At 71.2% G+C, this 26,917-nt stretch carries 30 protein-coding genes and 1 pseudogene; 21 read left to right on the top strand and 10 right to left on the bottom strand.

Annotation, left to right across the window (positions count from 1 at the left end; all coding sequences use genetic code 11):
* The first annotated feature begins 257 nt into the window (after positions 1-257).
* Complete coding sequence (locus MM438_RS15900; protein ID WP_241454531.1) at positions 258-959, top strand: DUF7255 family protein; 702 nt, start codon at positions 258-260, stop codon at positions 957-959.
* 82 nt (positions 960-1,041) lie between these two features.
* Here MM438_RS15900 and MM438_RS15895 read toward each other — a convergent pair whose 3' ends face one another.
* From MM438_RS15895 to MM438_RS15885, 3 genes are all read right to left on the bottom strand, one after another.
* Positions 1,042-1,290 (bottom strand): hypothetical protein, encoded by a 249-nt coding sequence (locus tag MM438_RS15895; RefSeq protein WP_241454530.1) that lies wholly within the window; start codon positions 1,288-1,290, stop codon positions 1,042-1,044.
* On the bottom strand, positions 1,290-1,481 hold the full coding sequence (locus MM438_RS15890; protein WP_241454521.1) for a hypothetical protein: 192 nt from the start codon (positions 1,479-1,481) through the stop codon (positions 1,290-1,292). The genes MM438_RS15895 and MM438_RS15890 overlap by 1 nt, the downstream gene beginning before the upstream one ends.
* 288 nt (positions 1,482-1,769) lie before the next feature.
* Positions 1,770-2,432 carry a recombinase family protein gene (locus MM438_RS15885; protein ID WP_241454519.1) on the bottom strand — a complete coding sequence of 221 codons (663 nt, stop codon included), beginning with the start codon at positions 2,430-2,432 and terminating at the stop codon, positions 1,770-1,772.
* 614 nt (positions 2,433-3,046) lie between these two features.
* On the opposite strand from MM438_RS15885, the gene MM438_RS16515 reads away from it, so the two are divergent.
* The gene (locus tag MM438_RS16515; RefSeq protein ID WP_277628506.1) at positions 3,047-3,172 is read left to right on the top strand and encodes a hypothetical protein; all 126 of its coding nucleotides are present in this window, start codon (positions 3,047-3,049) and stop codon (positions 3,170-3,172) included.
* An 83-nt stretch (positions 3,173-3,255) separates the two neighbouring features.
* Here the strand turns inward: MM438_RS16515 and MM438_RS15880 are convergent, their stop codons facing one another.
* The gene (locus MM438_RS15880) at positions 3,256-3,552 is read right to left on the bottom strand and encodes a hypothetical protein (RefSeq protein WP_241454512.1); all 297 of its coding nucleotides are present in this window, start codon (positions 3,550-3,552) and stop codon (positions 3,256-3,258) included.
* 365 nt (positions 3,553-3,917) lie between these two features.
* Here MM438_RS15880 and MM438_RS15875 point away from each other — a divergent pair, with 365 nt between their 5' ends.
* From MM438_RS15875 to MM438_RS17070, 3 genes are all read left to right on the top strand, one after another.
* Positions 3,918-4,199, top strand: a complete 282-nt coding sequence (locus MM438_RS15875; RefSeq protein ID WP_241454504.1) for a hypothetical protein — start codon at positions 3,918-3,920, stop codon at positions 4,197-4,199.
* Between the two features lie 700 nt (positions 4,200-4,899).
* The gene (locus MM438_RS15870) at positions 4,900-6,114 is read left to right on the top strand and encodes an IS110 family RNA-guided transposase (RefSeq protein WP_241451276.1); all 1,215 of its coding nucleotides are present in this window, start codon (positions 4,900-4,902) and stop codon (positions 6,112-6,114) included.
* 144 nt (positions 6,115-6,258) lie between these two features.
* The gene (locus tag MM438_RS17070) at positions 6,259-6,465 is read left to right on the top strand and encodes a recombinase family protein (protein ID WP_420914046.1); all 207 of its coding nucleotides are present in this window, start codon (positions 6,259-6,261) and stop codon (positions 6,463-6,465) included.
* Here MM438_RS17070 and MM438_RS15865 read toward each other — a convergent pair.
* On the bottom strand, positions 6,462-6,626 hold the full coding sequence (locus MM438_RS15865) for a hypothetical protein (RefSeq protein ID WP_241454496.1): 165 nt from the start codon (positions 6,624-6,626) through the stop codon (positions 6,462-6,464). The genes MM438_RS17070 and MM438_RS15865 overlap by 4 nt on opposite strands.
* Here MM438_RS15865 and MM438_RS17065 point away from each other — a divergent pair.
* From MM438_RS17065 to MM438_RS15830, 8 genes and pseudogenes are all read left to right on the top strand, one after another.
* Positions 6,567-6,899 (top strand): recombinase family protein, encoded by a 333-nt coding sequence (locus MM438_RS17065; protein ID WP_407568345.1) that lies wholly within the window; start codon positions 6,567-6,569, stop codon positions 6,897-6,899. The genes MM438_RS15865 and MM438_RS17065 overlap by 60 nt on opposite strands.
* A gap of 32 nt (positions 6,900-6,931) precedes the next feature.
* Positions 6,932-7,765, top strand: a complete 834-nt coding sequence (locus MM438_RS15860; protein WP_241454494.1) for a phosphoribosylaminoimidazolesuccinocarboxamide synthase — start codon at positions 6,932-6,934, stop codon at positions 7,763-7,765.
* 250 nt (positions 7,766-8,015) lie between these two features.
* On the top strand, positions 8,016-8,762 hold the full coding sequence (locus MM438_RS15855; protein ID WP_241454492.1) for a GntR family transcriptional regulator: 747 nt from the start codon (positions 8,016-8,018) through the stop codon (positions 8,760-8,762).
* A 353-nt stretch (positions 8,763-9,115) separates the two neighbouring features.
* Positions 9,116-9,367 (top strand): annotated as a pseudogene (locus tag MM438_RS15850) (WhiB family transcriptional regulator); the annotation flags it as partial.
* Positions 9,368-9,476: 109 nt separating this feature from the next.
* Positions 9,477-10,421, top strand: a complete 945-nt coding sequence (locus MM438_RS15845; RefSeq protein WP_241454490.1) for a DUF2637 domain-containing protein — start codon at positions 9,477-9,479, stop codon at positions 10,419-10,421.
* Positions 10,422-10,430: 9 nt separating this feature from the next.
* A complete protein-coding gene (locus MM438_RS15840) occupies positions 10,431-10,874 on the top strand; it encodes a hypothetical protein (protein ID WP_241454488.1) in 444 nt (147 codons plus the stop codon).
* Positions 10,871-11,842: a hypothetical protein gene (locus tag MM438_RS15835; RefSeq protein ID WP_241454486.1), complete on the top strand. Its 972-nt coding sequence runs from the start codon at positions 10,871-10,873 to the stop codon at positions 11,840-11,842. The genes MM438_RS15840 and MM438_RS15835 overlap by 4 nt, the downstream gene beginning before the upstream one ends.
* Positions 11,843-11,951: 109 nt before the next feature.
* Positions 11,952-14,546 carry a hypothetical protein gene (locus tag MM438_RS15830; protein WP_241454476.1) on the top strand — a complete coding sequence of 865 codons (2,595 nt, stop codon included), beginning with the start codon at positions 11,952-11,954 and terminating at the stop codon, positions 14,544-14,546.
* A 518-nt stretch (positions 14,547-15,064) separates the two neighbouring features.
* Here MM438_RS15830 and MM438_RS16510 read toward each other — a convergent pair.
* On the bottom strand, positions 15,065-15,199 hold the full coding sequence (locus tag MM438_RS16510) for a hypothetical protein (RefSeq protein ID WP_277628505.1): 135 nt from the start codon (positions 15,197-15,199) through the stop codon (positions 15,065-15,067).
* Between the two features lie 995 nt (positions 15,200-16,194).
* Between MM438_RS16510 and MM438_RS15825 the strand changes: the two genes are divergently transcribed.
* Complete coding sequence (locus MM438_RS15825) at positions 16,195-16,473, top strand: hypothetical protein (protein ID WP_241454475.1); 279 nt, start codon at positions 16,195-16,197, stop codon at positions 16,471-16,473.
* A gap of 1,067 nt (positions 16,474-17,540) precedes the next feature.
* Here the strand turns inward: MM438_RS15825 and MM438_RS15820 are convergent.
* Positions 17,541-17,735, bottom strand: a complete 195-nt coding sequence (locus tag MM438_RS15820; protein ID WP_241454473.1) for a hypothetical protein — start codon at positions 17,733-17,735, stop codon at positions 17,541-17,543.
* 270 nt (positions 17,736-18,005) lie between these two features.
* Positions 18,006-18,794, bottom strand: coding sequence for a ParA family protein (locus MM438_RS15815; protein ID WP_241454471.1), 789 nt, complete (start codon positions 18,792-18,794; stop codon positions 18,006-18,008).
* A gap of 249 nt (positions 18,795-19,043) precedes the next feature.
* Here MM438_RS15815 and MM438_RS15810 point away from each other — a divergent pair, with 249 nt between their 5' ends.
* The 7 genes from MM438_RS15810 to MM438_RS15780 all read left to right on the top strand — a co-directional run bounded on the left by MM438_RS15810 (position 19,044) and on the right by MM438_RS15780 (position 25,750).
* Complete coding sequence (locus MM438_RS15810) at positions 19,044-19,361, top strand: hypothetical protein (protein ID WP_241454468.1); 318 nt, start codon at positions 19,044-19,046, stop codon at positions 19,359-19,361.
* Positions 19,361-19,816, top strand: a complete 456-nt coding sequence (locus MM438_RS15805; protein ID WP_241454466.1) for a hypothetical protein — start codon at positions 19,361-19,363, stop codon at positions 19,814-19,816. Before MM438_RS15810 ends, MM438_RS15805 begins: the two co-directional genes overlap by 1 nt.
* 94 nt (positions 19,817-19,910) lie before the next feature.
* Positions 19,911-22,421: an ATP-binding protein gene (locus MM438_RS15800; protein ID WP_241454464.1), complete on the top strand. Its 2,511-nt coding sequence runs from the start codon at positions 19,911-19,913 to the stop codon at positions 22,419-22,421.
* Positions 22,422-22,423: 2 nt separating this feature from the next.
* Positions 22,424-23,947: a hypothetical protein gene (locus MM438_RS15795; RefSeq protein WP_241454462.1), complete on the top strand. Its 1,524-nt coding sequence runs from the start codon at positions 22,424-22,426 to the stop codon at positions 23,945-23,947.
* Positions 23,947-24,411, top strand: a complete 465-nt coding sequence (locus tag MM438_RS15790) for a hypothetical protein (protein ID WP_241454460.1) — start codon at positions 23,947-23,949, stop codon at positions 24,409-24,411. The genes MM438_RS15795 and MM438_RS15790 overlap by 1 nt, the downstream gene beginning before the upstream one ends.
* The gene (locus MM438_RS15785; protein ID WP_241454452.1) at positions 24,408-25,427 is read left to right on the top strand and encodes a hypothetical protein; all 1,020 of its coding nucleotides are present in this window, start codon (positions 24,408-24,410) and stop codon (positions 25,425-25,427) included. Before MM438_RS15790 ends, MM438_RS15785 begins: the two co-directional genes overlap by 4 nt.
* 77 nt (positions 25,428-25,504) lie before the next feature.
* Positions 25,505-25,750 (top strand): hypothetical protein, encoded by a 246-nt coding sequence (locus MM438_RS15780; RefSeq protein WP_241454450.1) that lies wholly within the window; start codon positions 25,505-25,507, stop codon positions 25,748-25,750.
* A 21-nt stretch (positions 25,751-25,771) separates the two neighbouring features.
* On the opposite strand, the gene MM438_RS16505 is transcribed toward MM438_RS15780, so the two are convergent.
* Both MM438_RS16505 and MM438_RS15775 read right to left on the bottom strand, forming a co-directional pair.
* A complete protein-coding gene (locus MM438_RS16505) occupies positions 25,772-25,897 on the bottom strand; it encodes a hypothetical protein (RefSeq protein ID WP_277628504.1) in 126 nt (41 codons plus the stop codon).
* A 510-nt stretch (positions 25,898-26,407) separates the two neighbouring features.
* Complete coding sequence (locus MM438_RS15775; protein ID WP_241454442.1) at positions 26,408-26,872, bottom strand: hypothetical protein; 465 nt, start codon at positions 26,870-26,872, stop codon at positions 26,408-26,410.
* Positions 26,873-26,917: the final 45 nt, after the last annotated feature.

Here is a 26,917-nt window from a genome sequence, read left to right as displayed (position 1 = left end):
GCCCTGCGCACCGTCACCGGGCCCATGGCAGCGGTCACCTACACCGCCCTGCCGGACGACCTGCGCGACCAGCTCCCCAGCCCGCAAGCCATCACCACCGCCGTCACCGCCACCAAAGACCGGCACCCCGACACCCCCACACACCTCGCCTGAGCACCCGCCTCGCCCGTGTGGGAAGCAGCGGTGGTCTAGTTCTTCGGCGCCATGTTTCAGTTGACTCCCACTAGCAGGCCGATCACGGGGAGCAGCATCCCTTCATGGGAAACCCTGGTGATCGTCAGAATGAACTGCTCCGGCTGCTCGTCGCGGCCGGCATGACCGAGACCGCCCGACCAGCCTGGCCCAAGATGCAGGATCTGGGAGACCTCACAGGAGCCCTCGAGCAGACCTACCAGGACCTGGGAGGAACCCTGCCCGCGCACAAGGCAGCCCCCGGGGGATGGGACATGGCCCTGGACGGCGTGCTGGTCGAGCTCGACGAGGAACATCACTTCAACCGCTACCGCAAGCGCACCCTCGACGACGACTGGGCCGATGCCCTGCCCTGGACCCAGACCTACTCCGGCTACTGCGACCGCTACCAACAAGCCTGCTACAAGATCTGCTTCAGCCCCAACAGCCGGACGAACCAGTCCACAGAACTGATGTTCGGCCCCGCCCTCGACCCCGACCTGGACGCCCCCGAGGCACTGCCCCGCTGGAAGCAGCGAGCCTTCTACGACGCCATACGCGACGCCTACGCCATCGCCACCAAGACACCCCTGGCACGCCTGTCCGTCCACGACCACATCGAGGGCCACTCCCTCGACCAGATCCTGCGAGGCAACACCACGTGCACCCCCGCCGCTCTACGCGCTCACGTGCGCGACAGGACCTACCAGCCCTCACCCAACCCGACCGCCTCCACATCCCGGTTCATACCCCCTGCAGCCCGGTTCACACCTCAACCCCGATCGTGAACCAGGGCTCCGGGACGCGCCTGCCAGGACCGCAGGCCGGCATCGAGCCCAGCCCGACGCCGGCCTGCGACCCGTCGTCGGGTCAGTCCGCGTTCAGCTGGACCCGGGTCCCCGCCGCGATGTAGGCAGCGAACTGCTTGACCTGGGCCTCGTCCCACTGGATAGAGGCCTGGCCCAGCTCGGCGTCCAGCACGTTCTGGATCTGCTCGACCGGCTCGCCGTGATGCTGCTCGAACACCGCGTCCAGGCGCTGCTGGGTGTCCGCGACGCCCTGAGCGACCACCTGGTCCGCGACCTGCCGAAAGGCTTCCTCGTCGACGTAGACCTCCATCAGGCGCCGCCTTCGCGGATGGTGGTGTCCGGGTGACGTGTGGCCGTGGTCTGCTTCACGAACCTGCCGGTGATGGCGCTGCGGTACCCCCGCGCCTTGGACGATCCCGCCGACGTGACCGTCGTGCGGGGGTTGTTGGCCGCCGTCTTCGGGGTGACGAACCTGCCGGTCCTTGCACTACGCGCTGGCATGTCTGCCTCGCTTCCTGTCCTTGCGGACGTTCCCGAAGCACTCAACCGCAGCTACCGTGGTGGGCCTACCTAGCCCGTAGAGCCTCGCCCCGACAGCCACCTCCCCGACAGGCTGTCGGGGCTTGGTGCTTCTGGGGGAAGCGTAGAACGTCCCACCGACACACCCCCGACACAAGCACCACATCTAGCGAATATTGGCTGATGACATACTAGATCTAGTCCATTTGAGCGTATCCGCGTGAACACCCCACGTCACTCGCCCACCGGTCGGAACTCGGCCGTGACCCATCACAGCGAGGCGATCCGGCCACTCTCCTGCCTGCTCGATGCCGGCGCCTGGAACACGGGCGTCTTCCCGCCCGCCACGCTCGCGTAGATGCCGCGGGCGTGGACGGCGTCGAAGACCACCCTCCTCGAGCACCCGTACGCGGCGGCGAGGGCGACCATGGTCTCCCCCGCCGCATGCCGGGCCCGCACCTGGGCGACCTGGTCCGGGGTCAGGGCCGGCCGCCGGCCCTTGTACACACCGCGGGCCTTCGCCGCCTCGATGCCCTCGCGCTGACGTTCTTTGAGGATGGTGCGTTCGAGCTGGGCGACCGCGGCGATCACCTGCCGCTGGAACACCGCATGCCCGTCCTCCCGGCCCGGCTCGAACACCAGGTGCCGGTCCACGAACTCCACCGTCACCCCACGCCCGGTCAGCTCGTCCACCAGGGCCTCCAGGTCGACCACCGACCGCGCGAGCCGGTCGATCGACGCCACCCGCACCGTGTCCCCGTCGCGGACGTAGGCGAGCAGGGCCCGCAGCTGCGGACGGTCGCTGCCATGCGCACCCGACGCCGTCTCGGTGAACAGGCGGTCGACCTCCCCCACCGCCACGATCTGCCGATCCAGGTGCTGACCCGCGCTCGACACCCGCACGTACCCCACGACCTGCCCATTGAGCGCCATGCCTCTAGACCCTACGACACACGACGGCAACAAACCCGGAAGCGACCCTAGATGCCGTACGCGACCTGCAGGTTTACCCGAACGAGGATGTGGCGTCTGGGGTGTACCCCAACCGCTTTTCATACCGAAGGACCGCAGCGTCCCGACGCGGTGCTCATCGACTTCGGGCCGGCCCCCGACCGCACGGTCGGCCTGGCCGGCAGCCAGGTCAGAGCGCTCCCGCGTGGCCGGCCTCGCTCAGCCGCGCCCAGACAAGCGTCCGCCACGAGCCACCCCCGCCGCTTCACCCATCAACAGGGACCGAGCGGCAAGCCCTACCGTTCAGTAGGTAAAGAAACGGTAACTTCTTTATAACGATTAAGCCAACTAGACGCCATCCCTTGCCCGGGAGGCGCCTAGTTGGCTTAACTATCTAAGTTAGGCAAAAGTCTAGCTACTCTCAGTGCGTGCTCGCGCCCTGAGAGTCATCAACCGCAGAGTCCGACGACTCTTGAGTTAGGAGTTCAGAGTGAAACTAAACTTTAGACTGACTCTACAGGTTCTCGCCGAAGATACCAACTTCTTCAAGAAAACCCACTTGGAGTCGTCTCCTCTGCCTGCACAGAGGAGTCATCATGACCCCCAACGAAGACGGCACGACCCCACTGCCGCACTGCGATGAGCACGACGCGGACGCGGTCTACGACATGGACTGCTGGCGTTGCCCCATGGACAACGCAGTGGTGAAGGTCGCGCGGTAAGGATCCTGGTGGGCGGGCGCTGGTCCGCCCACCAGGCATCCGTGCAGGTCACATCGTCGCGGTCGCCCTTGCCGGACAGGCCGTCACGGCGCGAACAGCACCCATACTCCGAGCAGACCGAGGACGAACGCGATCACCGCGCCGACCTCGTGCGCGGTCAGGAGCTGCGCGGAACGTCCATGCGTGGTCACCTCGCAGCGGCGGAAGGGCTGGGGGCGGACCTTGGCGCACCGCCCCTTCACCGTGTCGTTCCATGCAGTGCAGTGCCGCGACAACCCTGCAGCCACGGCGAACGGGAGGACGACGAGGACGGCGACGATCACCATGCCCCACATGCCGGTCACGGCGTGTAACCGCTCCCAGATCACCAGAGCGATCACGTCGCCCAGGCTGAGGCCGCTGCCCGCGCCAGCACGCGCGTACCGGCCGCCGGACAGGTGGGGGCCAGCGTCCGCGCCAGGGGCCGACCCGCTCGTCGTCAACGGGTGAAGGGGTCCCGGCTGGCTGGGCGACGGGAAGCGTCGCGGCGCCCGCCGTCCGCTTCCGCTGGTCCTGGTGTAGGCGCACACGGTCCCACGTCGATGCTTGCGCACCTTGCACCGACTGTCGTACTGGCACACGGCGTCACTCCTTCGCATTGGTGCCCTCGACGGACACCATGCGCGGAGCCGGCAGGCGGCTTACGAGTGGCCTGTTACCCACAGTAGTCTGTGATGAACCTCCTGTTCTTGAGATGCTGGTGGGTGTGAGCGCGACACGGCATCCCCGGCCCCGGTGCCCGGTCTGCTCCGCACCGGTCCCGGTCCCGGCCGTCCCCCGCGCCCCGGTGCCCTGCGCTGCCTGCCTCCTGGCCCACCAACGCGACCTGGCACGCGCCCAGCGCGCCGCGTGGGCCGCCGACCCCGCCGCCCGGGCAGCCCGGCTGCGCGACCTCACCGATCAGGGCCTGTCCCCTGCAGCCGCGGGCCGCGCCGTCGGCCTGTCCAGCACCCAGGCCCGGGCGATCCTGCACGGTCGGGCCCGGTAGTCGTGCGGGGTGGGTCTATCGGCGTGGGTCGCGCCAGCGGGGGTCGATCTGGTCCAGGGCGAGGGTGGTCTGCGAGGGGGTGTTCTCCTGGTGGGCGATGTGGCGGCGGCTCCCCTAGCCACCGGGCCAGGCGCCCCGTCGTGTCGTGCAGGCCGCCGTGGGTGCGGGCGTGCTCGGCGGCGGCGTCCAGGAAGGCCCGGGTGGCCCCGGGGCGTCCGTACTGGGTGGGCAGGTCCAGGCCCGCTGCGCGGCCGCGGCGGGTCAGCGCCTGCTGGGAGTAATCGAGCTCGCGGGCCAGGCGGCCCCATGTCCAGTCCTGCTTGCGGGCGTGAGCGACCGCGGCGGGCAGGTCGGCCCACCCATGAGCGATCAGGCGGTCCTGCAGTGGCACCGTGACGTCCATGACGACGCGCACCCGCGGCCCCGCCCTGACACCCCTGACGGCCCAGCCCCCAACGTCTCCCCCCGTTACCTTGCTGGTGGCCCCGCGGTGCGGGGTCACGGTCGCCGGGCCCGGCATGACTTACCGCCCCTGTCTCTTCCATGATCCGGGGGGTGTTGTCACCGGGCCTGGTGGCGTCGGTCTGACCGCTGATAGGGACACGGCCCAAGATGAGGTCTCTTCGTAACGTGGGTGCCGGCAGCTGACGCTTCACCACAGCCTGGCGACCGGTCCTGCGATGCAAGGATGGTCACCGTCATGAGCGAGGACATCGGCTACGACATCTGGTGCGGGCTGGACGTTGGCAAGCAAGACCACCACGCCTGCGCCCTGGACTGCGCGGGCAACAAGGTCTTCGACAAGGCCCTACCCCAGGACCAGGCACGGCTGGAAGAACTCTTCACGACCTTGACCGCCCGGGGTCGGGTCCTGGTGATCGTTGACCAGCCCAACACCATCGGCGCCCTGCCGATCGCAGTGGCCCGCTCGATGGGGATCGCGGTCGCGTACCTGCCTGGGCTGGCGATGCGCCGCATCGCCGACCTGCACCCGGGCAACGCCAAGACCGACGCCCGCGATGCGTTCATCATCGCCGACGCTGCCCGCACCATGCCCCACACCCTGCGCCGCGTGGACGTCGGCGAAGAGGCCCTGGCCGAGCTGAAGGTCCTGGTCGGCTTCGACGACGACCTCGCCGCCGAAGCCACCCGCCTCAGCAACCGGATCCGTGGCCTGCTCACCCAGTTCCACCCCGCCCTCGAACGAGTCCTCGGACCCAAGATCGCCACCAAGGCCGGCCTGGCCGTCCTGGAACACCTCGGCGGCCCGCAAGGCATCACCCGCGCCGGGCGCGCACGCCTGGCACGCGTCATCACCAAGGCCAACCCCCGTGGCGCGGGCGAGCTCACCGACGCGATCATGGCGGCCCTGTCCGAGCAGACCGTGGTCGTGGCCGGCACCACCGCCGGTGAGCAGGTCCTGCCACACCTGGCCGCGACGCTGCGCACAACCCTGGCCCAACGAGCCGATCTGGCCACCCAGGTCGAGAAAGTCCTCGATGCCCACCCTCTTGCCGAGGTCCTGACCTCGATGCCCGGCGTCGGAGTCAGGACAGCAGCCCGGATCCTGCTCGACGTCGGTGACAGCTCGGCCTTCCCCACCGCCGGACACCTCGCCGCGTACGCCGGCCTGGCCCCCGTCACGCGACGCTCCGGCACCAGCATCCGCAGGGAGCACCCCTCCAGGTCAGGCAACAAGCACCTCAAGAGAGCCTTGTTCCTATCCGCGTTTGCGGCCCTGCGCTTCGACCCCGTCAGCCGCGCCTACTACGACCGCAAACGCGCCCAAGGCAAGAAGCACAACGCCGCACTCATCTGCCTCGCCCGACGACGCTGCGACGTCCTGCACGCCATGCTCCGCAACCACGAGACCTACCGCGCCCCAGCGCCCGCACCCACGCCCCTCACCGCTTGACGAAGAACATAGGGACACCCCCCGATCAGACCAATCCAACCCATAACCACCCGCCCTCGCACCAAAAACACTATTCGCACTAGTGCGACGAATAGCACTTCTCCGACGTCTCCCCTTCCAGCACCACACCCCGACGACGCCGACGTGCGGCGGGCCGGCCGCGTCGTCGGATACGCCCGGGTCTCGAGCCGGGGTCAGGACGTACGCGCCCAGGTGCGCGAGTTGCGCGCCGCCGGCGTCCATGACGTCGTCACCGAGACGACCTCCGGCGCGGGCCGGCGGCCGGCCCTGGACGCTCTGGTTGCCGACCTCGAAGCTGGAGAGCTCGTGTCGTCTCCGTCGACCGGTTAAGTCGTGTCGGGGCCTCCCTGCTCGCCCTCGTCGACGACCTGCTCGCCCTCGTCGACGACCTGCTCGCCCTCGTCGACGACCTGCTCGCCCTCGTCGACGACCTGACCGCCCTCGTCGACGACCTGACCGCCCGCGGTGTCGGACTGCGCGCCACCCGTCAACAGATCAACACCACCGACCCCGTCGCCGACCGGATCACCCTGTACGTCCTCGTGGTCCTGGCCGAGGCTGAGAGGGCTCTCATCGTCGAGCGCACCCGAGCCGTCCTGGCGGCAGCCCGCGCCGCCGGCCGCCGAGGCGGCCGCCCTACCGTCATGACCCCTGACCGGCTACGCATCGCCTGTCAGCTCGTAGCTGATGGAGAGTCCATCGCTGCCGCCGCCCGCGTCATCGGCGTGAGCCGTCCGACGTTAAGCCGTCATCTCCGCATGTAGGCGACGGCAGACGGTGTGCTAGAACAGTGGCCGTGAAGCTCTTGCACTCAGGGAAGGTCCGTGACGTCTACGAGGACGGCGAGGATCTAGTTCTCGTGGCCTCTGACAGGGTCAGCGTCTACGACGTCATCTTGCCTACGCCCGTGCCCGACAAGGGCGCCATCTTGACCCAGCTCAGCCTGTGGTGGTTCCAGCAGCTCCAAGACCTGGTGCCCAATCACGTCATCTCGGAGGACGTGCCAGACGAGTGGGCGGGGCGCGCGATTCGGTGTCGACGTCTCGAGATCATCCCAGTTGAGTGCATCGCTCGTGGGTATCTAGCGGGTCTAGGGCTGGAGTCCTATCGAGCGACTGGCGAGGTATCAGGCATCCGCCTTCCTGCTGGTCTCGATGAGGGATCACGTCTGTCTGCCCCAGTGTTCACACCATCCACCAAGGCAGCGCAAGGGGAGCATGACGAGCACATGACCCGCGACGACGTGGTGGCGCTTATCGGCCCGGACACGACTGACGAGTTGGAGCGCCTTACGCTCGCTATCTATGGACGAGGCGCCGACATTGCCCGCGATCGGGGAGTCATCGTCGCGGACACCAAGCTCGAGTTCGGGCGCTCACCTGACGGCGGCCTGGTGCTGGCTGATGAGGTGCTGACACCTGACTCATCGCGGTTCTGGGCGCTAGACCAGTGGCAACCTGGACGGCCCCAGCACGCCTATGACAAGCAGTACGTGCGGGACTGGTCGTCCACCCTCACCGGATGGGACCGCACCGCTCCTGGCCCTGCTATCCCGGACGAGGTGGTGCGCGAGACGCGCGCCCGCTACGTCGACATCTACGAGCGCATCACTGGCGAGAAGTGGAGCTGACCATGACTGAGCAGGCCATCCCCCCACAGATTGTCCAGGCTGCCCACCGCCGTATCACCGCCGCCAAGGCGGCAGGGCATGAACCGACCGAAGCCGATCGTGCTGTGGCCGATCAGGTGAACGCATCACCCTTCGCCCACTTCGACCGGGCTTGGCGGCGAGACGAGGACTAGGCGGTTGAGTAGTCGCAACATCCCACGTCAGATATGGTGTACTAGTACGCACACCCTTTTCTGACGAAGGAGACAAAATGCCACCGGAGGTGACTCGGGACCGCCCTCCGTATCTGCAGATCGCCGACGCTATCGAGGCGGATATCCTCTCTGGTCGACTTGCCGAGGGGGCTTCTGTTCCTTCGGTGCGACAGGTGGCCGCGGACTGGTCCGTGGCCATGGCTACCGCCACCAAGGCGCACGGCGAGTTGCGGCAGCGTGGGCTGATTCAGGCAATACCTGGCGTCGGCACTGTCGTTGCCAGCAAGGGGGCCTCCGTGGGTCATGGCGCGCAAGGGCGAAGCCGTCATGTCCGTGGAACAGGCCACATCTACCGTGATGGCGAGGTGGCCGAGATCGTCGCGGCAGGGCTCGTGCCTGCAGCGAAGGACGTAGCCGACGCGCTTGGGTTGGTGAGTGGCGCACCCGTGGTTCGACGTGAGCGAATCACGCGCCGCCAAGGTGACCCTGTCGCCTGGTCGGTGTCGTGGCTTCCCGGCGAGCTGGCATCTGTGGCGCCAGAGTTGGTGGTGCCTGAGCGAGTGCTTGTCGGCACGTTCGCGCTGGCTGCTGAGCGGACGGGACGTGCGGTTTCTGGCGGCCGTGAAGATGTATGTGCTGCGCCTGCTGATGAGGAGAGCTCGGTTCGCCTAGGGGTGCAGCGCGGGGAGGCTGTCCTCATCTCGCACAACTGGTACTTCGACGAAGCCGGAACCGTCATCGAGTACGGCGAGAGCGTCCGTCGTGCCGGTCGCTGGTCGACCAGTTCGTTCAGCATGGCATGAGGGTGTGGAGACTTCCGCTTCGCTTCCTCTTGACGGACCGTACTAGTACGCATACGGTTGCGTTCTAGTACGCCTATGAGAGGGGAAGTCATGACCGAGGTTCGTTGTCCGCTGTGCGAGCTGCCGGCGTACTCGTGCAGGAACCAGGTAGAGGGGCGGATGCTCGCCACGATCCACGACGGGTTGCATCACGGTGGTCACCCCACGATGCGTGTGCGGGACCTTGTCGAGTGCGTCGCCTGTGGTGGGGCTGCTGCTACGCGCGTGGTGGTGGCTGAGGCCATGGCACCGGTGGCTGCGTGTGGGGCTTGTGCCGAGGGGCTGGCTGGCCTGGCGCGTGGGGCGGTGGCGGCATGAGCGTGCCTGATCTGGATCGGCTGTGGCTGCGTGTGGCGGCTGAGGGCCTGTGCGCGGCTGCCGGGCCTGATGACGAGACGTGGTTTCCTGGTGAGTCGCCCGAGCCGCGGGGTTCTGTGACGCGGCGGGTGCGGGAGTCCCGGGCGCGTGCTGCGTGCCAGGGGTGTCCGGTGATGGCGGAGTGCCTGACGTGGGCGGTGCTGTCCGAGCAGGGCTATGGCGTGTGGGGTGGGCGTGCTGAGCACGAGCTGCGCGCGCTGGTCCGCATCCGTGGTCAGGAGCAGCGCGCGGCGCTGGTCGGTTCGATCCTCGCTCTGAGGCTGCCCAGGCCGACGGGGATGTCCAGGCGGTGGCGGCATGAACGCCGCGAGCACGCGCCCGGGGGCCCGAGCCGTCGCCGTAGCGGCGCTGGTGCTGGGTCTGGGCTGCTCGATCGCCGCGAACATCGGTCACGCCTACGTCTGCGCCTCGGCCCCGTCGGTGGGCGCGGTCGTGGCGTCGGTCGTGTGGCCGGTGCTGGTCCTGGTCGCGGTCGAGCTGCTGACGCGCATCCCGTGGCCCGCTGGGCGGGCCTGGGCGCTGGTGCGGTGGGCCGGGGTCGGTCTGGTCGCTGTCGTCGCCGCTCTGGTGTCCTACCGGCACATGGCCGGTCTGCTGGCTGCGTACGGCGAGGACCCGGTCGTGGCGGCCGTCGGCCCGCTGGCGATCGACGGCCTGGCCGTCATGGCCACGGCCGCCCTGATCGCCCTGGGCGGCCCGACTCCGACGCCGGCCCGCGACGACGCCTCGACCGTCGAGATCGACGCCCCCGACGCTTTCCCCGACGTTCCTGCCGTCGAGGTTGATGGGGACGAGGTCCCGGTGTGGTCGCCGGTGCCGGTCTATGACGACGTCGCGGTGGGCGTGTCCGCTCCTGCGCCGGTCCTGACGATGGCCGCCGTCGAGGCCGACGACGCTGATGACGTGCCGTCGTCGGAGCCCGTCGAGGTAGCCCCTGAGGGGGCGCCAGCGTACGTGTGGGCGCCCCGTCCTGCGGGGCGTGTGGTGACGGCCCGGATGCTGGAGCTGGCTCCTCGGGTCGCTGACGCGATCCGTGCGGGTGAGCTGGCGCCGGCCCCGTCCGAGGCTCAGGTGCGCGCGTACCTGGGTGGTGGCGGAGCCGAGACCGTCCGCGGTGTTCGGGACATGGTCGCGGAGATCACTGCTGACCCGCTTCCTGGGCAGACGCGGTTGCACCTGGCCGGCGACGCGCTCACCGACCCCGACTCCGACCGTGACGGCGCCGCCGTCGACGCCGCGTAGGGGGCCGTCATGTCGTGGATTCTGCTCGCAGGTCTGGCCACCGGGTGTCTGTGGCTGATGCGGTGGACCTCACCGGTGGTCGATGCCGTGCTCGTGCGGGGAGCGGCGGTGCTGTACCTGCTGGCCGGGATGGTCCTGGCTGCTGGCTGGCTGGGTGCCGTGGTGGCCTGGGCGGCCGGGGGCCTGGGCGCCTTGGCGGGCGTGCTCGGTGCGGCGACCTTCGCCGCGGTCGCCGGGATGACGCTCGTCGTCTGCCTGGGCGCCTGGTGGGCCGCGGCGCTGCTGACCAGCGAGGACGTGCTGCCGGTGCCTGAGTGGCTGGTGCTGGTCGGGCTGGTGCTGCCGTCGCTGATGGCGGCCGCGCCTGGCTCGTTCGGTGCTGTGGCCGCCGCGGCCGCGTCGGCGGCCGGGGGCGGCATGGATGCTGCGCTGATGGCGGTGATGGGCCGATGATCCCGCTGCTGCTGCTGCTGACCTATCTGACCGTGGCCCCGGACCCCTTCTCGCTGGCCCTGACCCGTGGGCTGGCCGGTGCCGCCGCCGGCGCGGTGGGCGGCCGCGGCTGGCGGGCTGGCGCCGGTGAGGGTGTGCGCGCCGCCCGAGCTCGTCGCGCGGCCGGCCGTGACCTGACCGGCCGGGCCCGTGTGGTGGCCCGTGCCGGCCTGGCGGGCACGTTCGCGGTCGTGACCTGGTGCCTGGTGCCGGGCACCTGGCGGCAGCGCCGCGCCGCGGCCGCACAGTCCTACACCGACACCTGGTCCGGTACCCGCGCCCAGGCCGTCGTGCCCGAGGGCATCGACGAGACCGCCTGGGACATGGGCGCGGACGCGCGCCGCGCCCAGGCCCTCCGTACCCCGGCCACGTCCGTGGCCGGCGAGAACCCTCCGGAGCCCGCGCCCGCGGGCCCCGGCAACACCGATGAGGAGAACGTCATGAACATCCGACCCCGACGTCAGCAGCAGCCCCAGCAGTACCCCCCGCAGCACCAGCACCAGCAGCAGCAGCATCAGCAGCAGTCTGCGCAGTACGCCCCGCAGTACGGCCGGGGACTCGGCCCGGCGGAGAACGGGTCGCGTGCGGCCACGCAGATGGGGCAGACCGAGCTGACGAGCCTGGCGGACGTGCGGGCCGAGGCTCACCGGGCGGCCGCGTTGATGGAGGTCTTGAGCGAGTATGTCGCCGCGGTGCGGGCGTGGGGGGAGTACCTGCCCGAGCGGTGGGGATCGGCCGAGTGGGGCACCGCTGACCTGGATCGTGCTGTGGCCGAGGTCAGCGAGGCCACCGAGGCGCTGGTCGACGCCGAGGGCATCTTGGAGGCCCTGGAGGGCATCCACCGGGCGATCGAGCGGGCCGAGGACCTGGCCGACGTCCTGGCCGAGCACGGCGCCTACGGCGACACCCGCGGTTTCAACGCCGCCTGATGGTGGCCGCCTGCGGGCGGCCGGCCCCGGCCCTCACCGATGGGTGGGCGCGGCTCGTGACCGAGCCGGGGCACAGACCGAGCACGACCGATCAGAGGAGATGAGTCGCATGGTCCGCAAGATCTGGGAGGACCCGAGCCACCCGCAGTACGGCCTGGGCCCCCACGCCAGCCCCGAGGCCCGCGAGGGCCGCGCCCGCCGTGACGGCTACGCGCCGTCGACGCCTCGACTGCCGGTCCTGACCCCGACGGGCCCCGACGCGACGGCCCCGACGGCTGCGGTGGCGTTGGTCGGTGACGTCGTCGACGGCCCCCGACGGCCCCCGACGCGGCGGCCGTCGGGGCGGGTGGTCACCGCGTCGCGTCGCGTCGCGTGGCGCCACCGGGCCGAGCTCGCCCCGCTCATGGGGGCGGGGGTGCTCGTGGCCGCGGTGGCCGCTGACCCGACCACGACGGCGGCGACCGCCGGGATCGTGGCCACCGCGGCGGCGCTCGGGTCCCAGCTCGCGCCCGAGCGTGTCGCCGGCCGGGTCTGGCTCAGCGGCCGGGAGCGGGCGACCGCTGCGGCCGGCGCGACGGGCGCCGCGGCGTGGGCCACGGGCGCGGCCGCCGGGTGGTGGCACCTGGACCCTGCCGGGCTGGGTGCCCTGGCCACCCTCACCGGCGCGCAGACCTACTCCTGGGTGGCCGGGCGTCGGCCCCGACGGGCCCCGACGCCGCCGGTGTCCAGGCCCGCACCCGAACCGGTCGAGGCGGTCGAGGTGTCACCGGCCGCGGCCGCGCTGGTCCAGGCGTGGCCGCTGACGATCGGCGTGCAGGGCCCGACGGCGCTGCTGGGATCGGCGATCGACCCTGCCACCGTCCGCGAGCCGCACCCCGGCACGATCGCGATGCAGGTCCGTCTCGGGCCTGGCGTGCACGCCGAGACCGCCACCGGTGACGACCTGCGCCGCTACCTGGAGCGCGCCCTTCCTGGCCTGGGGCACGGCATGGTGCGCCTGGACACGATCCGCGACGACGTGTCCCGGGTCCTGGTGACCATCACCGCCGGCCGGCACCTGGAGACCGTGGCCGCCGAGTGGACCGGCCCCGACCTCGGCGAGGACGGCACCATCGACCTTGCCGTGACCCCCGCCGGTGAGTCGGTGCGGACCGCGCTGCACAATGCCGATGGTGTGGAGCACTTCGCGATCTTCGGCACGACCGGCGGCGGCAAGTCCGTGACGCTGGTCGCGATGCTGCTGCCCGGGGTGATGGCCCGCCGCGAGGTCGTCTGGTACATCGACGGTGGCGCCGGCACCTCGGCCGCGCACCTGGCACGAGCGTGCGACTGGTGGGCCGTCGAGGGCATCGAGGAATGGTGCGCGGTCATCCGCGCAGCGCACGCCGTCATGCGGGCCCGCAAGGACTCCCGGGCCCGGGTAGGGCTGTCCCGGTGGCGCGGCCCCCAGGAGAAGGACCCGATCCTGTCCGTGGTCTTCGACGAGGCGACCACGGTCCTGCGCGCACTTGAGGGCGCCAAGAAGAAGATCGAGATCGAGATGGTCCTCGAGCTGGGCCGTGAAGGCCGCAAGCTCGGCGTCCGAGTCGGTCAGTCCACCCAGGACCCGATGGGTGACGACCTGATCGGCGGGCGCAAGATGCGCGGCCTGATGGCCGGTGGCGGTTCCCTGGTCGGACACCGCCCCGGCGACGGGACCGCGAACACCCTCACAGGCTCGTCCTCGGCGGCGTCGGTCGACCTGCGCGCGCTGCCGCCCGAGGCCGGCTGGTGTGCGATCATCCGCCGCGGCAAGGTCCTCGCCCCCGCCTGTCGCGTCCGCTACGCCGACGACCAGAAGGTGACCGCGCTCCTGGCCGAGCACACACCCCGCGGCCTGGACGGCGCCGATGCAGTCGCTGCCGGCCCTGCCTACCCGACCCGGGTCACCGGCGTCGCCGCCGCCGAGCAGATGGCCGCCGCGCTGGCCGCCTACGACGCCGACGACGCTCCCGCCGTCGAGGTCGACGCTCCCCCCGTCGAGGTCGACGCCCCGACCGTCGAGGTCGACCGACGTGTCGAGGTCGACGTGTCGGCCGGGTCCCTCGACGGGCTGGACGCCCTCGCCGCCCGCCTGGACGCCGCCGCCGCCGACGCGGCCGACGTCGTCGGTGACGAGCTCGCCTCCCGACGCCTGAGCGGGTCCCAGGCCGCCGCGGCCGAGCAGGCCACCACCCGCAAGATCGCGATCATGGACGCGCTCTACCGAGCCGACCGGCCCCTGAGCACACCCGAGATCGTCGACGCCGTCGAGCTGCCTCCGATCGACCGTGCGCCGGCTACTGGCCGAGATCACCGACACCGGCCTCATCATCCGGGACACCCACACCGGCGCCTACACGCTGAGCCAGACCGCACGAGGCGCAGCGTGACCGATTGCAAGGTCGTGGCGCGACACGCCGCCAGGTACACGGATATCCGCGCCTTGGGGTGGTCTGATGTCCCTATGCCTGATCGACGTTTCGGTACTCGTGAGGCCGGGATCATGTTCCGCATGTCCCGGGCTGACCGCGATCGTCTGCGTGTCGAGGCCCAGGCCGAGGGCCTGACGGTGCAAGAGCTCTTCGAGCTGCGGATGCTCGGATACTCCGAGCCCCTGCCCAAGGGCAAGGGCGGTCGTCCGCGCCGCCGGCGCCAGCACGAGGAGCTTCCGTTGACCGGGTAGCGCTCTACATACGTCGACGGCCCGCCCTAGCGGGCGGACCGTCGTTACGTATCCACCACAAGACCTGTCTCTGCTTGGCGGCTGACGTCAGGTCGTGTGGCTCCCCTGATCCCTTCCGAATGAAGAAGAGAAAGCAAGGAGGTCGCCCCCATGGTACGTCCCCCCCTGGGGGGGCCGTCTACCGACACACATGATCTTGCACCCGTCCGGGCGACCTCGTCGCCCCGCGTAGTCGCCTGGTCGTCGGTCGTCTCCCCTGCTCAGAGCCCGTCCCGTCGGTGTCCCGACGGGACGGCCGACGTGCCGGCGTCGACCCGGACGGGCGGAGGCCTCGACCCCGACGCCTCCCCCGCCGCCTCCGACGCCGTCCTTGTCGGGGGCGTGTCGGGGCTGGTCGGGGCGTCGTCGCCGGATGGTCTGCGTGCGTGGGTGATGACCGCCCCGGTGCGTGGTGCTCGTCTGGAGACCGTCCCGGCGCGTCGGGGCGTCGGGCTGCGCGGCGTGCCCGCGCCGGGCGCTCACGCCGGGGTCGTGGCCTGGGACGACAGGGCGGCGTGGCTGGCGGGAGTACGACTGCTGATCGACTCCCACGCCGACGCCGGGGTGCTGCGCTCCCCCGTGCGCGGAGACGCGATGAGCGCCGATCTGCTCATGCGGGTTATCGAGCTGGTCACCGCGACCGCCGACACCGCGACCGGCCGCGACGGCGTCGCGTGCCGGGCCCGGATCGCCCGCCAGCTCGGGTGCGTGCCCAAGACAGTGCAGCGCGCGTGCCGGCTCGCCTGCCGCGTGCTGGGCGTGCTGGTGCGTACCGGTGAGGGCCGGCTGCTGCGGCTTCACGGGGAGCGCCGGCGCATGATCGAGGGCGGGGCGTCCCAGCGCGGACTGTCCTCGGTGTACGCCGCGCACACGCCGGCGCACCTGCGGGCGTGCATCGCCCTGGCCCGCCGCCTCACCATCACCGCTTCCGGCCAGGTCATGGCCGCCGGCAGCGGTAAGGCTGTGGACCACGTACCCCACCCCGGAGGACCGCAACTCTCCCCTCATCTCCCGTTGTCCTCTACTCACCTTGAGGCGCCGCAAGCGGCGAGGCAGCCGAAGACCACGAAGGGACAGGCGAATCCGCGCCGCGCCGCGAGCGTCACAGGCCAGGGAAGAGCCCTGGGGGCCGCCCTGGCGCGAGAAATCGCCTCCCGGGTCCCCTGGGGCCACCGGCTGCGCCCGCGGGCCGTAGCGGCGCACCTGGCCCCGTACGCCGCAGCGGGGTGGACCGCCGCGGCGTGGCTGGCCGCGGTCGAGCAGGGCTACCGCGACCGCGGCTGGACCCCACCCGCGCAAGTCACCTCACCTGGCGGGCTGGTCCACCACTGGTGCCACACCCTCGACCCGGCCGCCCTCGACACCACCACCGGCGAGCTGCACCGCCCCCAGCCGTGCGGGCGCCCCGGCTGCGACCACGGCTGGCTCACCACCACCAACCCACAGGGCCAACTCGTGGTGGCGCCCTGCCCGGCCTGCCCGCCCATCGTGCGCACCAGCGCCTGGCAGGCCGAGACCGACCGCCTCGCCGAAGAGACCGCTGACGTGCAGGATCCCGCGGCCGCCGACGAGGTCTGCCCCACCATCGACGACGGCGGCGTCGCCCTGGATGCACGGCCAGGGCGACGACCTGGAGGAGCGGGTGGAGGCCGCGTGGACCGCGGTCCTGACCGGGCACACGCCCCTAGCCACCTGGCAGCACGCCGACCCGGCCGTGTGGCGCGCCCTGCACGCCGAGACCATCGCCTCCCGCCGGGCCCTGTACGCCGCGGCCGGATGGGGTCCGGCCCAGGTCGCCGCGGTCGACCCCGCCGCCGCCCACCGCACCCACGCCCTGGCCCGCCTCGCCGCCCGCGCAAAGCGCACCACGCGGGCCCGCCGCGGCTGACCCTGGGGTGCCAGGCCGGCCCCGGTCAGGGGGGGCCTGGACCCTCGGCCTCGCGCGCGCGTATACGCGCCCGCGCGCGGGCGCGCGTAGGGACGCTCTCTCGCTCTCGACTCTCGGTGCCGGTGGCCACCCCAGCGCCGGCGACATCCCCCAGGTCAGGGCCGGTGGTCAAGGTGGCCACCGGGCCGGTGGCCAGACCTGAGCCGGTGGCCATCCGGTGGCCACCGATCACGGGGTGCCGGTGGCCACCGGGTGAGCGGTGAGCCAGCACTCATCGTGGGGCCGTCGCACCCGTACGACAGCCACCCGACAAGCCCTGTGGACCGGGCGCGCACGCCCCATGACGATTACCGCGAGAGATGACCCTTCGGGGAGCTGAACCGGCGCCCTCAGCTCGCCTGAGGGCGCCCCCTCCCCCATGCCTGAGAACGTTGCCGTGTCGTCTTCGTAGGCTGCTGGGATGACCGTCCCTCCCCCGCCTCGTCGTCGTGGAATCCCGCTGGGTGACCGGCCCGCGGGCGGGGCCGGTGGGCCGCTGGAGGGCGGGGAGCTGAGGGCGCCGCAGCGGCGGATGGTGTGGGTCGCAGCGGTCGACGGGGCTCAGGGGCAGCAGCGGCATCCGGGGCTGGCGCACGCCTGGCGGCGCCGCGGCGACGGGGCGTGGCAGGTGCGGTGCACCTACCTGGTGGAGGACGGCAGCGTCGAGGGCGTGACCGTGACCCAGTGGCTCGCCGCCGAGCTGGTGACGCCCCTCCACCGAGGTCTGACCACAGGTCGTCGCCGGAACGCGGCGACCTCTTCCCCCGGTCGGCCCTCGATGCCTCGGGTGTCGGAGACCGTAGGGACGGTGGTGCTATCCGTCGCACTTGTGCTTTAGGTGCGTCTATCGCTACGAGTGCGATAACGAATGGTTATGGCTTGAGTTGGCCTGTTCGGGGGAGTCGGGGCGTCAGGGGCAGGCGTCGTGGAGATCGACGGACCCGACCCTTGGGGTGTCGGGGCCGACGGGGGAGTCGTCGGGTGGGGGTGTGCTACTGGTCTCACCAGTGCGTCAGGTGTTCCTGGTGCTACTGGTGTGTGGGTGAGTGGTCGCCGGGTCGGTCGAGGGCGTCGCGGGCCTGGTCGAGGTGTGCCAGACCTGCGTGCAGGACGGCTACCAGCACCTCGTGCTTGGGGCGGCGGGTCTGCCAGTGCAGCTCGTCGACGGCGGCCGCGAGCTCGTCGGCGGCGCCCGCGGGCAGGTACCAGGATCGGCGCACCATCGACGCTGACCCCGACGCTTGAGCCGTCGGGGTCGTCGGGGGAATCGTCGGGGTAATGGTGCTACTCGTCGCACTGGTGCGTGGGGTGCGGCTGGTGCGATCGAGGGTGGTTATGGGGTGGTCTGGTCTGTTCGGGGGAGTCGTCGGGGTCGTCGGGGGTTGGTCCGCCGGGTCGTCGGTGTGTCGGGGGCGTAGGCGTCGTATGGCGTCGTGGAGGTCGTCGGCGTCGGTGCGGGGTGCGGCGGGAGGTGTGCGGCGGGGGGTCATGGTCTAGTCCTGTCCGGTGATGGTGGCTGCGAGCTGGTGGTAGGCGGTGGCGGGTTCGCTGTCGGGGGCGTAGGTGGTGACCGGGGTGCCGGCGCGCCATGCCTCGGCGACGACGGTCAGGGCGGGGATGGTGGCGAGCACGGGCAGGTCAGGCACGCGCTCCAGGTGCTCCAGGACCGAGGTCGCGATGCGTGAGGGCGGCCGGCGGAGCTGGGAGACGACCAGGCCGTGCAGGTGCAGGGCGCTGGTGCGTACGTCCTCCTGGATCGAGGCCACCTGCGCCAGGAGCAGCCGCAGCGCGCCGAGGGAGGAGTCTTCGGCCTGGACGGGGATCACGACGCCGTCGGCGGCGGTCAGGGCGCAGTCGGTGAGCACGTCCAGGGTGGGTGGGCAGTCGATCACCACGTGGTCCCAGGTGCCGGCCGGCATGGTTGCGAGGACTCGGGCGAGCCGGTGCTCACGGCCGCGCAGCCGGTCGAGCTCGCGGGCGATGCCGAGCATGTCGCGCGTGGTGGGCAGGACGTCCAGGCGACCGCCGGTGGCCGTGGTCGAGTGCTCGCGCACCAGCTCGGGCAGCTCGCCAGACCACCGGCCGGTCAAGGCGGCGGCGAGCGTGGCCGGCCCTCGGGCCGGGTCCAGCCCGAGAGCGCCGGTCGTCGCGTGCCCCTGCGGGTCGAGGTCCACCAGGAGCACCCGAGCGCCCCGCTCGGCCAGGGCACCGGCAAGGTTCACGGCCGTGGTGGTCTTGCCCACCCCGCCCTTCTGGTTGCTGATCGCTGTGATGCGGGTCATACGGCGAGCCTGACACCTGTACCACCACTCGCACCAGAGGAACACGTGCGAGACATCACCCCAGGTCGCATAGGTGATACGGGTGCTACGCATGCTGTCTGACGCGGTGCACGCCGTCGCGAGAGCGCCTCTTGTACCACGTTGTGGCGCGGTGCCGGTTCCTTTGGGCAGGCCTACTCACTGGTAACTAAATACCGTTCACGTGTGAGGTATTAATGGATTCTCAGTTGGCCTCTGAAAGGAATTGAAATGCTCAATTATCTGGCGTCGCGGGCGGTCGCGCTTGCGGCTGTTGTGCCTGGCCTGAAGCCTGCCGATCCTGCGGGTAAGGCGTCGTTGAATCTGCCTGGGATCTTTGCGATCGCGGGTCTGGCTATCACGGTGATCGGTGTGGTCATCGGCATCATGATCATGTCTCAGTCGGGCAAGGGAAATGTCAAGCACGCCGGTAATCAGGCCGGTCATTTCGGTATCGGTCTGCTGGTGTGTGCGGCGGCGGTGATCATCGGTGGGGCGACTGCTCTGTCGGTGTTCGGTGGGTTCGTCGACTCGGTCATTCAGCGCTGATGGGTGGGCGGACCGGCACCGACAACCGGGCGAACCGCGCCGTGTTCATCTGGCGGGGGAGCGTAGGTCATGAGCTGCCCGTCGAGGCGCGCGGGGAGATCTGGGTGCTCGGTGCCGGTCTGGCCATCGTCCTGGTCCTGCTCCTGGGCATGGCCTTGACCTGGGCCTACGGCCTGGTGGCTCCTGGCGGGGCCGCGATCATCCTGGCCACGATCACCGCGCTGCCCCTGGGGGTAGCGCTGGCCGGCGTCATGACCCGCACGATCGCCCGGCACATCGACCACGTGCACCCCGTGCGCTACCACCTGTGGGTCCTGCGGCGTGAGGCCGCCACGACCCGCGCTGCAGCCCCCGTGGTCACCACCTCGCAGCCACTCGCGCGCCTGAGCGCGCCCACCACGACCTGTTCTCACCCTGATGCTGTCTCTAGGAGCACCTGTGTCCGCTGCAACTGAAACCGGTCCTCGTGGTCTGCTGGCGAACCTGCGCCGGCCGCGCCCGCGGCGCAGTCCGGCGCAGTCCGGGGAGAGCGGCCGTCCGCTGCGGTACGTGCACCGGCACCTGAGCGTGAGCTCGACGGGCACGTGGGCCTGGTACCGCCTGCCCGGTGACGTCATCGGTGGTGCTCATGACGAGCTGGTGGACATCTCCCGCGTGGACCACGCCCGCGTGTGGGCCGCGCTGGCGGGCACGCGGGTGCACCTGATCGGGGTGACCGAGGAGATGCCTGCCGCGGCGTACGCCGAGGGGCTGCGGGCCACGTACCCGCACCCGGCCGCCGACCAGCCCGGCGCGCAGTCCTGGGACGAGCTCGTGGAATCGGCCCAGGGGTATGCCGTGGCGTCGATGGCCCGCCGTACGAGCGTGGTGGTCGGGGTACGGATCACCACCCAGCAGCTCGACCGTGAGCACCTGCCCATGGCTCTGGCGGCGGTGCCGGCGGCTGACCGGCTGGGCAAGGTCGAGGCGGCGCGGCGGCGTATCGCCGATGTCACCGAGACCCTGGCCGGGTACCGGCCGACCGACCGGATGAGCGACCCGACCGCCGGGGCCCGGCCCCTGGACGAGGACGCCCTCGTGTGGCTGGACGACGCGACCCGGGCGATGGGCTGCCCGACCCGGGAAGTCGGCGAGGTCAAGGTCACCGCCGACCCTTACGCCCTGGCCTCTCGGGTCGACGCGATCGTCGATGGGCATGCCGTCACCCGCCACGTCGCGGTCCTGCGGCACGTCGACGCCCTGGACCGTGACGCGACGACGGGGGTGCCGTGGCTGGGCTGGTCGGCGTCGGTGACCCTGGCCGGGGACGACGCGCCGGCGCCCGACGGCAGCAGCTACCGGGACCGCGCGGTGGAGTGGACGGCGTGCTTCGACGTCCTGGACGGTGTGGCGCTGGCCCCGAGCGCTGCTCTGCGCCTGCGGATCAACAAGTCCATCACCGAGCACAACCGCGAGCACGGTCACGGTGACGAGGAGCTGGGCGACGCGGATGCGTTCGCCGCGGCCCAGCGGGTCAAGCGGGAGATCTCCGACGCGCGTCCCGAGGTCGCGTGCCGGCTGGTGGGGCAGGTGCTCTACGCCGTGTCGGGAGCGACCGCCCACGAGGCCGAGGACCGCGCCCGCGAGCTCGTCAAGCGCGCCAGGCGTGAGGCCAGGATGACCCTGGAGCACGGGTACGCCCAGGCCGCCGACCTGGAGTGCTTCGCCCCTGGCGCGTCCTGGGACCTGGTCGGGCACATCACCACCGTGCCGGTCGCGTTCGCCGCGCAGGGCCGCCCGAGCCTGACCGGCCCGCGCCCGGACCTGACAGGCTGGCCCCTCGGCCAGCCCGACCAGTGGCCGACCCCGTACCTGTTCAACGCTTGGGGCGGCTCGCGGGCGAACCGACCCAACCTGACCGTGATCGGTGGGGAGCCGGGCTGCGGGAAGACCACGCTCGCGCTGCTGCTGTGCTACCTGGGCACCCGCTCGGGCATCCGCGGTTCGCTGTTCGACCCGTCGGGGCTGACCGCGTCGATGCAGCAGGTGCCCTCGATTCGGGGCGAGTACCGCGAGCTGCCGATCACCCGTGGCCGTGCCGGGGTGCTCATGCCCTCCCTGCTGGTGCCCGTCCCGCAGCGTGGTGACTACGACAGCGACGCGGAGCATGCCGACGCGGTCGTGGTCGCCGACACCGAGCGCGTGCTGCTGGAGGTCGAGGCGCTGCGCCTGATGCTGTCCTACGAGACCCAGTCCCAGGCGCCCCGGCTGGGCCTGACCCAGCGGCTCACCGAGGCCGTCCGTACCGCGTCGGGGTTCTGGGGTGGTAACCCCTGGGACACCCTGGACGCCCTGGACGCCGCCGGTGGTGTCTCCCGGGACCTGGGCCGCGAGCTGCGGGCCGCGGCCGACATGCACGCCCGGCTGATCTTCCCCCCGCGCACCGGTGCGGGGATCGACCCCGACGCCGAGGCCCGCGAGCTCGCGTCGGCCGGCATGACCGTCGTCACCGCCCCCGGTCTGCAGACCCCGCCCAAGGGCGTGAAGGACCGCGGCCAGTGGACCCACGCGCAGCGGATGAGCGAGCCGATCTTGATGCTGGGCCTGCGGCACGCCGAGCGCACCATCTGGGCCGACCGCGCCGCGAAGTACTTCTTCGGCGACGAGCTCGGCATCACCACCGGCGGCGCGTCGGCTTTCACGCCGTTTCTGATGCGGCTCATGTACGACAGCAGGAAGTTCAACGCGGCCAGCATCCTGGCCTTCCAGACGTTCTCGACGCTGGCGCGGCTGGACCCGAACGTGAGCACGTTGATCGGGGCGAAGTTCGTCGGGCGCACCGCGGCCGACGACGCCGCCGACGTGCTGCCCCTGATGGGCCTGCCGGCCGGGCGCGGGTGGGAGCAGAAGATCGCCGCGCAGCGCCCCGGGACCTTCACGGTGAGCGACTGGTCCGGTCAGGTCGCCACCGTCGCGGTCGACCAGTCCTGGTGGGAGCCGGCGATGCGGTCGGCGACGTACACGACCCCGCAGACCCCCGGCATGGCCGGCGCCATCCGCGGGCCGATGGGGGAGTGGTGACCATGCGCCGCGTCGCGGCCGCCGTCGCCCTGGCCGGGGTCGTCGCCGGTGGTGTCCTGGTCCCGGCCGCTGCCGCGGCCGCCGTGCCGCTGCGGGCGCCGGCTGACATCTCGATCCCCGGCACCGACTGTCTGCGCCCCCCGAGCCCTGGTCTGCCCTCCGACGGTGGCGGGCAGATCGACGAGCTGCCTGCCACCAAGACCGGGGGCCTGTACGCCACCTACGGGTATGGCGGGTGGCACCCGGTCGTGTACGACCCGGGCTGCTTCGGGGCCCTCCAGCAGAAGACGCCGTTCAAGGACGGCCCCAACACGCTGGCGTCGTGGGAGAACGACGTCACCAGCTACGTGATCGCGGTCACCGTGCAGGTCGCCCGGTTCACCTTCGACAACCCGGCCGTGTGGGGCGCCGTCTCCCGGTTCACCGAGCCCCTGGCCTGGCAGAGCGTCTACGTGTTCGCCGCGTTCCTGGGGATCTCGGGGCTGGCCCTGGGCCTGTGGATCGCCGCGAGCTCCCACCGCGGGGACGTCGCCGGCTCGGCCACCACGACCGGCCGCGCCGGCCTGCTGATCTTCGGTGCTCTCCTGGCAGCCGTGTGGTGCCTGACCGTCGGTGCGGGCGTAGGACGCGCCACGGCCGCGGTCATGAACGCCATCTCCAGCGTCTCCGCGCAGGCCAGCACCGCCGCCAACGCCTCCAAAGGCACCGGCGCGCAGCCCTTGGACACCGTCCGAGCGACCCCGCCCGACGCTGACGGCGAGCACGCCCCGACCCGCGTGTCCGACGCGATCGGCTCGGTCCTGGTCGACTCGATCCTGCTTCCCACCTGGCGCCGGCAGATGTTCGGCGCGGACACCGCGGCCGCGGACAAGTACGGGACCGCGCTGTACAAGGCCGGCGCGCTGACCCGCGCCGAGGCCGCCACCATCGCGGCCGACCCCAAGCAGGCCGAGGCGATCATCGACCGCAAGAAGGAGGAGTACAAAGCCGTCGCGGCCAAGATCAAGGACGAGTTCCCGATCGGGTACGCCGCGCTGGCCGGCACCGACACCAGCTCCCGGCCCGTCGACGGCGCGTTCGGTCTCCTCGGCGGCCTGCTGGCCGTCATGCCCGCCCTGCACCTGACCGTGATCCTGTGCCTGTGCCGGTTCTTCCTGGAGGCCGGGGTGATCCTGTTCCCCGGGATCGTCGCGCTGACGCTCGTGCCCCCCGTGCAGCACCTCGCCTACCGGTACGTCGCCGAGCTGGCCCGCATCGCCCTGATCGCCGTCGCCTCCGTGATCGGGTTCATGGTGTTCGTGGTCGGCGCGCTGTCCGCCGCGATCCAGGTCCCCGCCGACACCGACGTGCGCCTGTTCTTCTTCGCCCTCGTCTACGGCGCCTGCCGGGCCGTGTGGAAGCGCCGCAAGCTCCTGGCCCGACGCGCGATCGGTGACGACACCACCGACGCCGCCGCCCGCATCGCCGCCGCGATCGAGCGTCGCCTCAGGCGCGACCGCGACGACCAGCCGGCGGAGGCATCCTGATGACCTTCCTGCGCTGGCTCGTGTACACCCCCCGCCGCCTGCGGCGCGTCCTGGCCGCGACCGCCGCAGCCGTGCTGCTCCTGGCCGTGCTCGGCCTGCGCGGCTGCACCCCGCCCACAGCGACCAGCCCCCACCCCACGGCGACGCAGCTCGGCCCCAAGAACGACTCGTGCACCCGCTTCGGCATCGCCTTCGCCCAGGCATGGCTGACCGGCCGCGGCAAGCCGGCCCGCCCCTGGGCGCAGACCGTCATGAGTCAGTACGTCACCCCCGCCGACGTCGACGTGTGGGCCGAGGCCAACACCTCAGCGATCCCCGCGACCACCGTCACGAGCTGGACCACCCTCCCGGCCCTGCAGGGCGGGTGCGACGTGACGGTCTCCCTGGCCGACGGGCACGTGCTCACCGCCCCGGTCCGGCCCACCGACGGGACCTGGGTCGTGGTCGGCGGTGGCGTGCGGTGAGACTCCTGCCAGCCCTGGTCGCCGGCGGTGTCGGCATCGCCGTCGGGCTCGCCGCGTTCGGCGGAGCCGGCGGTGAGGGCGCCATGCCCGAGGGCGCGCCGACCTCGGCCCCGACGACTGCGCTCCCGGCCGGGGACGTGGACTGCGGGATCGACGTGACCGTGCGCATGGCCGGCATGAGCCGCGACCAGCTCACCGGCGTGGCCGCGTTGATCGGGCACGCACGCAGCTTCGGCGCCGACGACCAAGCCCTGGTCGTCATGCTGGCCACCGCCAGCCAGGAGTCAGGGCTACGCAACCTCGACTACGGCGACCGCGACTCCCTGGGCTACTTCCAGCAGCGGCCCTCGATGGGATGGGGCACCGCCGCGCAGATCCGCACCCCCCGCTTCGCCGTCGAGAGCTTTCTCAAGGGCCGTGGTGGTAACCCTGGCCTGTTCTCGGTGAAGGGCTGGCAGGCCCTACCCGTCACGGTCGCCGCGCAGCGCGTCCAGAAGTCCGGTTTCCCGTCCGCGTACGCCGACGACGAGCCCCTGGCCCGTGCCCTGGTGCAGAAGCTCACCGGGCACATCGTGTGCCGCGGCGGGGCCCCGGCCGGCGGTCCCGGCGGTGGACCCCTGCGGGTCGACCTGCCCCGGAACAACCCCCGCAGCCCCGCCGAGGCCGTCGCGTGGGCGTTGTCCAAGGTCGGCACACCCGTCCGCCCGAGCATCTGCCAGGCATGGGTCAGCAACGCCTACGGCTGGTCCTACAGCGGCCGGCCCACCGCCATCAACCAGTGGGACACCACCCCCCGGGAGATGAAGCACCCCGGCGACGAGAACCCACCAGCCGGCGCCCTGGTCTTCTACTGGAGCCGCAACCCCGCCCGGCACGTCGCCCTGTCCGTCGGTGGCGGGTGGATCGTCACCACCGACAGCCCCCGCGGCCGTATCGGCAAGGAACGCCTGGTGGACCTCAAGAGCTGGGGACCCTACCTGGGGTGGGCCGCCCCGTACTACCCCGTAGCCGGATAAAACCAACACAAAGTGAGCAGACGTCACGCTCGGATGAGATGCTGGGTGGGCGGATGCGAACGGACAAGGAAAACCTGATGAGCGACTTCCGCCGAGGCGCCAAGGTGCGATTCACCCGTGACCTCAGAGAAAGCGGTCTGATCCCCGGCCGGGTCGTGGTCATGAAAGGGATGACCGGCACGGTCGAGGGCACGGCCGGGTGGTTGCACCCGGACGTGTACGTCGCCGTCGACGGGATATCGCGCCGGGTCAAGGTCAGCCGCTTCGACCTGGAGGTGCTGCCGCCCCGGACTGGGGACATCATCACCGCCCGCGGCTGGTAACCCCCACCACACCTCGCCCCCTCACGACTCGGAGAAGACCATGACCGCCGCCGCAGCCTCGTTCGCACCGCTCGCCCAGACCCAGCGCCACCGGATCAGGAAGCACGAGCGTGAGCCCATGAACGCCGACCAGCGACGCGACTTCATCGCCGCCTACCGGGCCTACAAGCCGCCGAGCGCAAGGCCGCGCAGGCCGCTGCCCGACTCGACGCCACCGTCGCCCAGCTCGTCGCCGACGGCGCCAGCCGCTACGCCATGGCCAAAGCCACCCACGACCTACCCGGCGAAGAGATCACCGAGTCCGGCATCAACGCCCGCTACCGCCGCTACCTACGCAGCCGCAGCGCATAGGCGCATCGCGGCGACGGTGGGGCATGAGCAGGGCCCGCAACCCCGGTGGAGGGGTCCGGGCCCTGCTCATGCCCACACAGGGCGGGTCAACGTGCTTCGTCGACGTCCTGCCCAGCCAACTGACGGGCGGCAGTCGCGGCATCAGCGAGCCTAGCCGCTAGCTCGCTCTCGGCTCCGACATCGGCGGACACCCGCTCCATCAGCTCAGCGGCTTGCGCCCACTCCTGCGGTGTCAGGTGATCGTGAGGGTCCTGGTCAGGGCCGGCATCTGGGGCGCGGGGGCGCAGCGGTCGAGCAGGGCAGCGATCAGTTCAGGTTCCATGCCGTCGCGGCGGGCGGTGCGGACCGCGGCGACGAGGCGGCCCTCGACACGCGGGCCCGGTCGCGCAGGTAGCGCACGACCTCGTCCTCGAGCGGGCCGACCTCCTGGGCTGCCTGACGTCTCGCCTGCGCGGCACGGATGGCCTCAGCGATCGCCGGGCCGGGGTCGTAGCTGGGATCCGCCAGGCGCTCACGCAAGACATCCACGGCGTCGATCGACGCCACCGACTCGTCGCCGAGGAGACGGACCGCGGCCGCGCGGATAGCACCCGCGGATCGCTGGTGCGCCGCGGCGAGATCCAGGACGTGCAAGCCATCACGCAAGCCCTGAATCAGCTGCTCAAACTCCACGGTGGTCCATCGCTCACCGTGACGTGCGGGGCGCTCGAACGCGACCTCGACGGCGGAGGCATCGGACGCGGCGTCAGAAGTGGTCTGCGGAGACGGCATGACTCACCCTAGCGACCGACCCAAGACGTGAAATCGTCTCGCACG

Origin of the sequence: Arsenicicoccus dermatophilus (genome assembly GCF_022568795.1) — a bacterium.
Taxonomy (GTDB): domain Bacteria; phylum Actinomycetota; class Actinomycetes; order Actinomycetales; family Dermatophilaceae; genus Arsenicicoccus; species Arsenicicoccus dermatophilus.
Note: the sequence above shows the minus strand (reverse complement) of the source record. Positions and strands in the feature narration are given on the sequence as shown.

Bases quoted from the DNA above. Each gene is read 5' to 3' on its own strand.
- MM438_RS15900 (WP_241454531.1), top strand. From the start codon at position 258: ATGGGAAACCCTGGTGATCGTCAGAATGAACTGCTCCGGCTGCTCGTC.
- MM438_RS15895 (WP_241454530.1), bottom strand. From the start codon at position 1,290: ATGGAGGTCTACGTCGACGAGGAAGCCTTTCGGCAGGTCGCGGACCAG.
- MM438_RS15890 (WP_241454521.1), bottom strand. From the start codon at position 1,481: ATGCCAGCGCGTAGTGCAAGGACCGGCAGGTTCGTCACCCCGAAGACG.
- MM438_RS15885 (WP_241454519.1), bottom strand. From the start codon at position 2,432: ATGGCGCTCAATGGGCAGGTCGTGGGGTACGTGCGGGTGTCGAGCGCG.
- MM438_RS16515 (WP_277628506.1), top strand. From the start codon at position 3,047: ATGACCCCCAACGAAGACGGCACGACCCCACTGCCGCACTGCGATGAG.
- MM438_RS15870 (WP_241451276.1), top strand. From the start codon at position 4,900: ATGAGCGAGGACATCGGCTACGACATCTGGTGCGGGCTGGACGTTGGC.
- MM438_RS15855 (WP_241454492.1), top strand. From the start codon at position 8,016: ATGCCACCGGAGGTGACTCGGGACCGCCCTCCGTATCTGCAGATCGCC.
- MM438_RS15845 (WP_241454490.1), top strand. From the start codon at position 9,477: ATGAACGCCGCGAGCACGCGCCCGGGGGCCCGAGCCGTCGCCGTAGCG.
- MM438_RS15840 (WP_241454488.1), top strand. From the start codon at position 10,431: ATGTCGTGGATTCTGCTCGCAGGTCTGGCCACCGGGTGTCTGTGGCTG.
- MM438_RS15835 (WP_241454486.1), top strand. From the start codon at position 10,871: ATGATCCCGCTGCTGCTGCTGCTGACCTATCTGACCGTGGCCCCGGAC.
- MM438_RS15830 (WP_241454476.1), top strand. From the start codon at position 11,952: ATGGTCCGCAAGATCTGGGAGGACCCGAGCCACCCGCAGTACGGCCTG.
- MM438_RS16510 (WP_277628505.1), bottom strand. From the start codon at position 15,199: ATGAGCAGATCGGCGCTCATCGCGTCTCCGCGCACGGGGGAGCGCAGC.
- MM438_RS15825 (WP_241454475.1), top strand. From the start codon at position 16,195: ATGCACGGCCAGGGCGACGACCTGGAGGAGCGGGTGGAGGCCGCGTGG.
- MM438_RS15820 (WP_241454473.1), bottom strand. From the start codon at position 17,735: ATGGTGCGCCGATCCTGGTACCTGCCCGCGGGCGCCGCCGACGAGCTC.
- MM438_RS15815 (WP_241454471.1), bottom strand. From the start codon at position 18,794: ATGACCCGCATCACAGCGATCAGCAACCAGAAGGGCGGGGTGGGCAAG.
- MM438_RS15810 (WP_241454468.1), top strand. From the start codon at position 19,044: ATGCTCAATTATCTGGCGTCGCGGGCGGTCGCGCTTGCGGCTGTTGTG.
- MM438_RS15805 (WP_241454466.1), top strand. From the start codon at position 19,361: ATGGGTGGGCGGACCGGCACCGACAACCGGGCGAACCGCGCCGTGTTC.
- MM438_RS15795 (WP_241454462.1), top strand. From the start codon at position 22,424: ATGCGCCGCGTCGCGGCCGCCGTCGCCCTGGCCGGGGTCGTCGCCGGT.
- MM438_RS15790 (WP_241454460.1), top strand. From the start codon at position 23,947: ATGACCTTCCTGCGCTGGCTCGTGTACACCCCCCGCCGCCTGCGGCGC.
- MM438_RS15780 (WP_241454450.1), top strand. From the start codon at position 25,505: ATGAGCGACTTCCGCCGAGGCGCCAAGGTGCGATTCACCCGTGACCTC.
- MM438_RS16505 (WP_277628504.1), bottom strand. From the start codon at position 25,897: ATGAAGTCGCGTCGCTGGTCGGCGTTCATGGGCTCACGCTCGTGCTTC.
- MM438_RS15775 (WP_241454442.1), bottom strand. From the start codon at position 26,872: ATGCCGTCTCCGCAGACCACTTCTGACGCCGCGTCCGATGCCTCCGCC.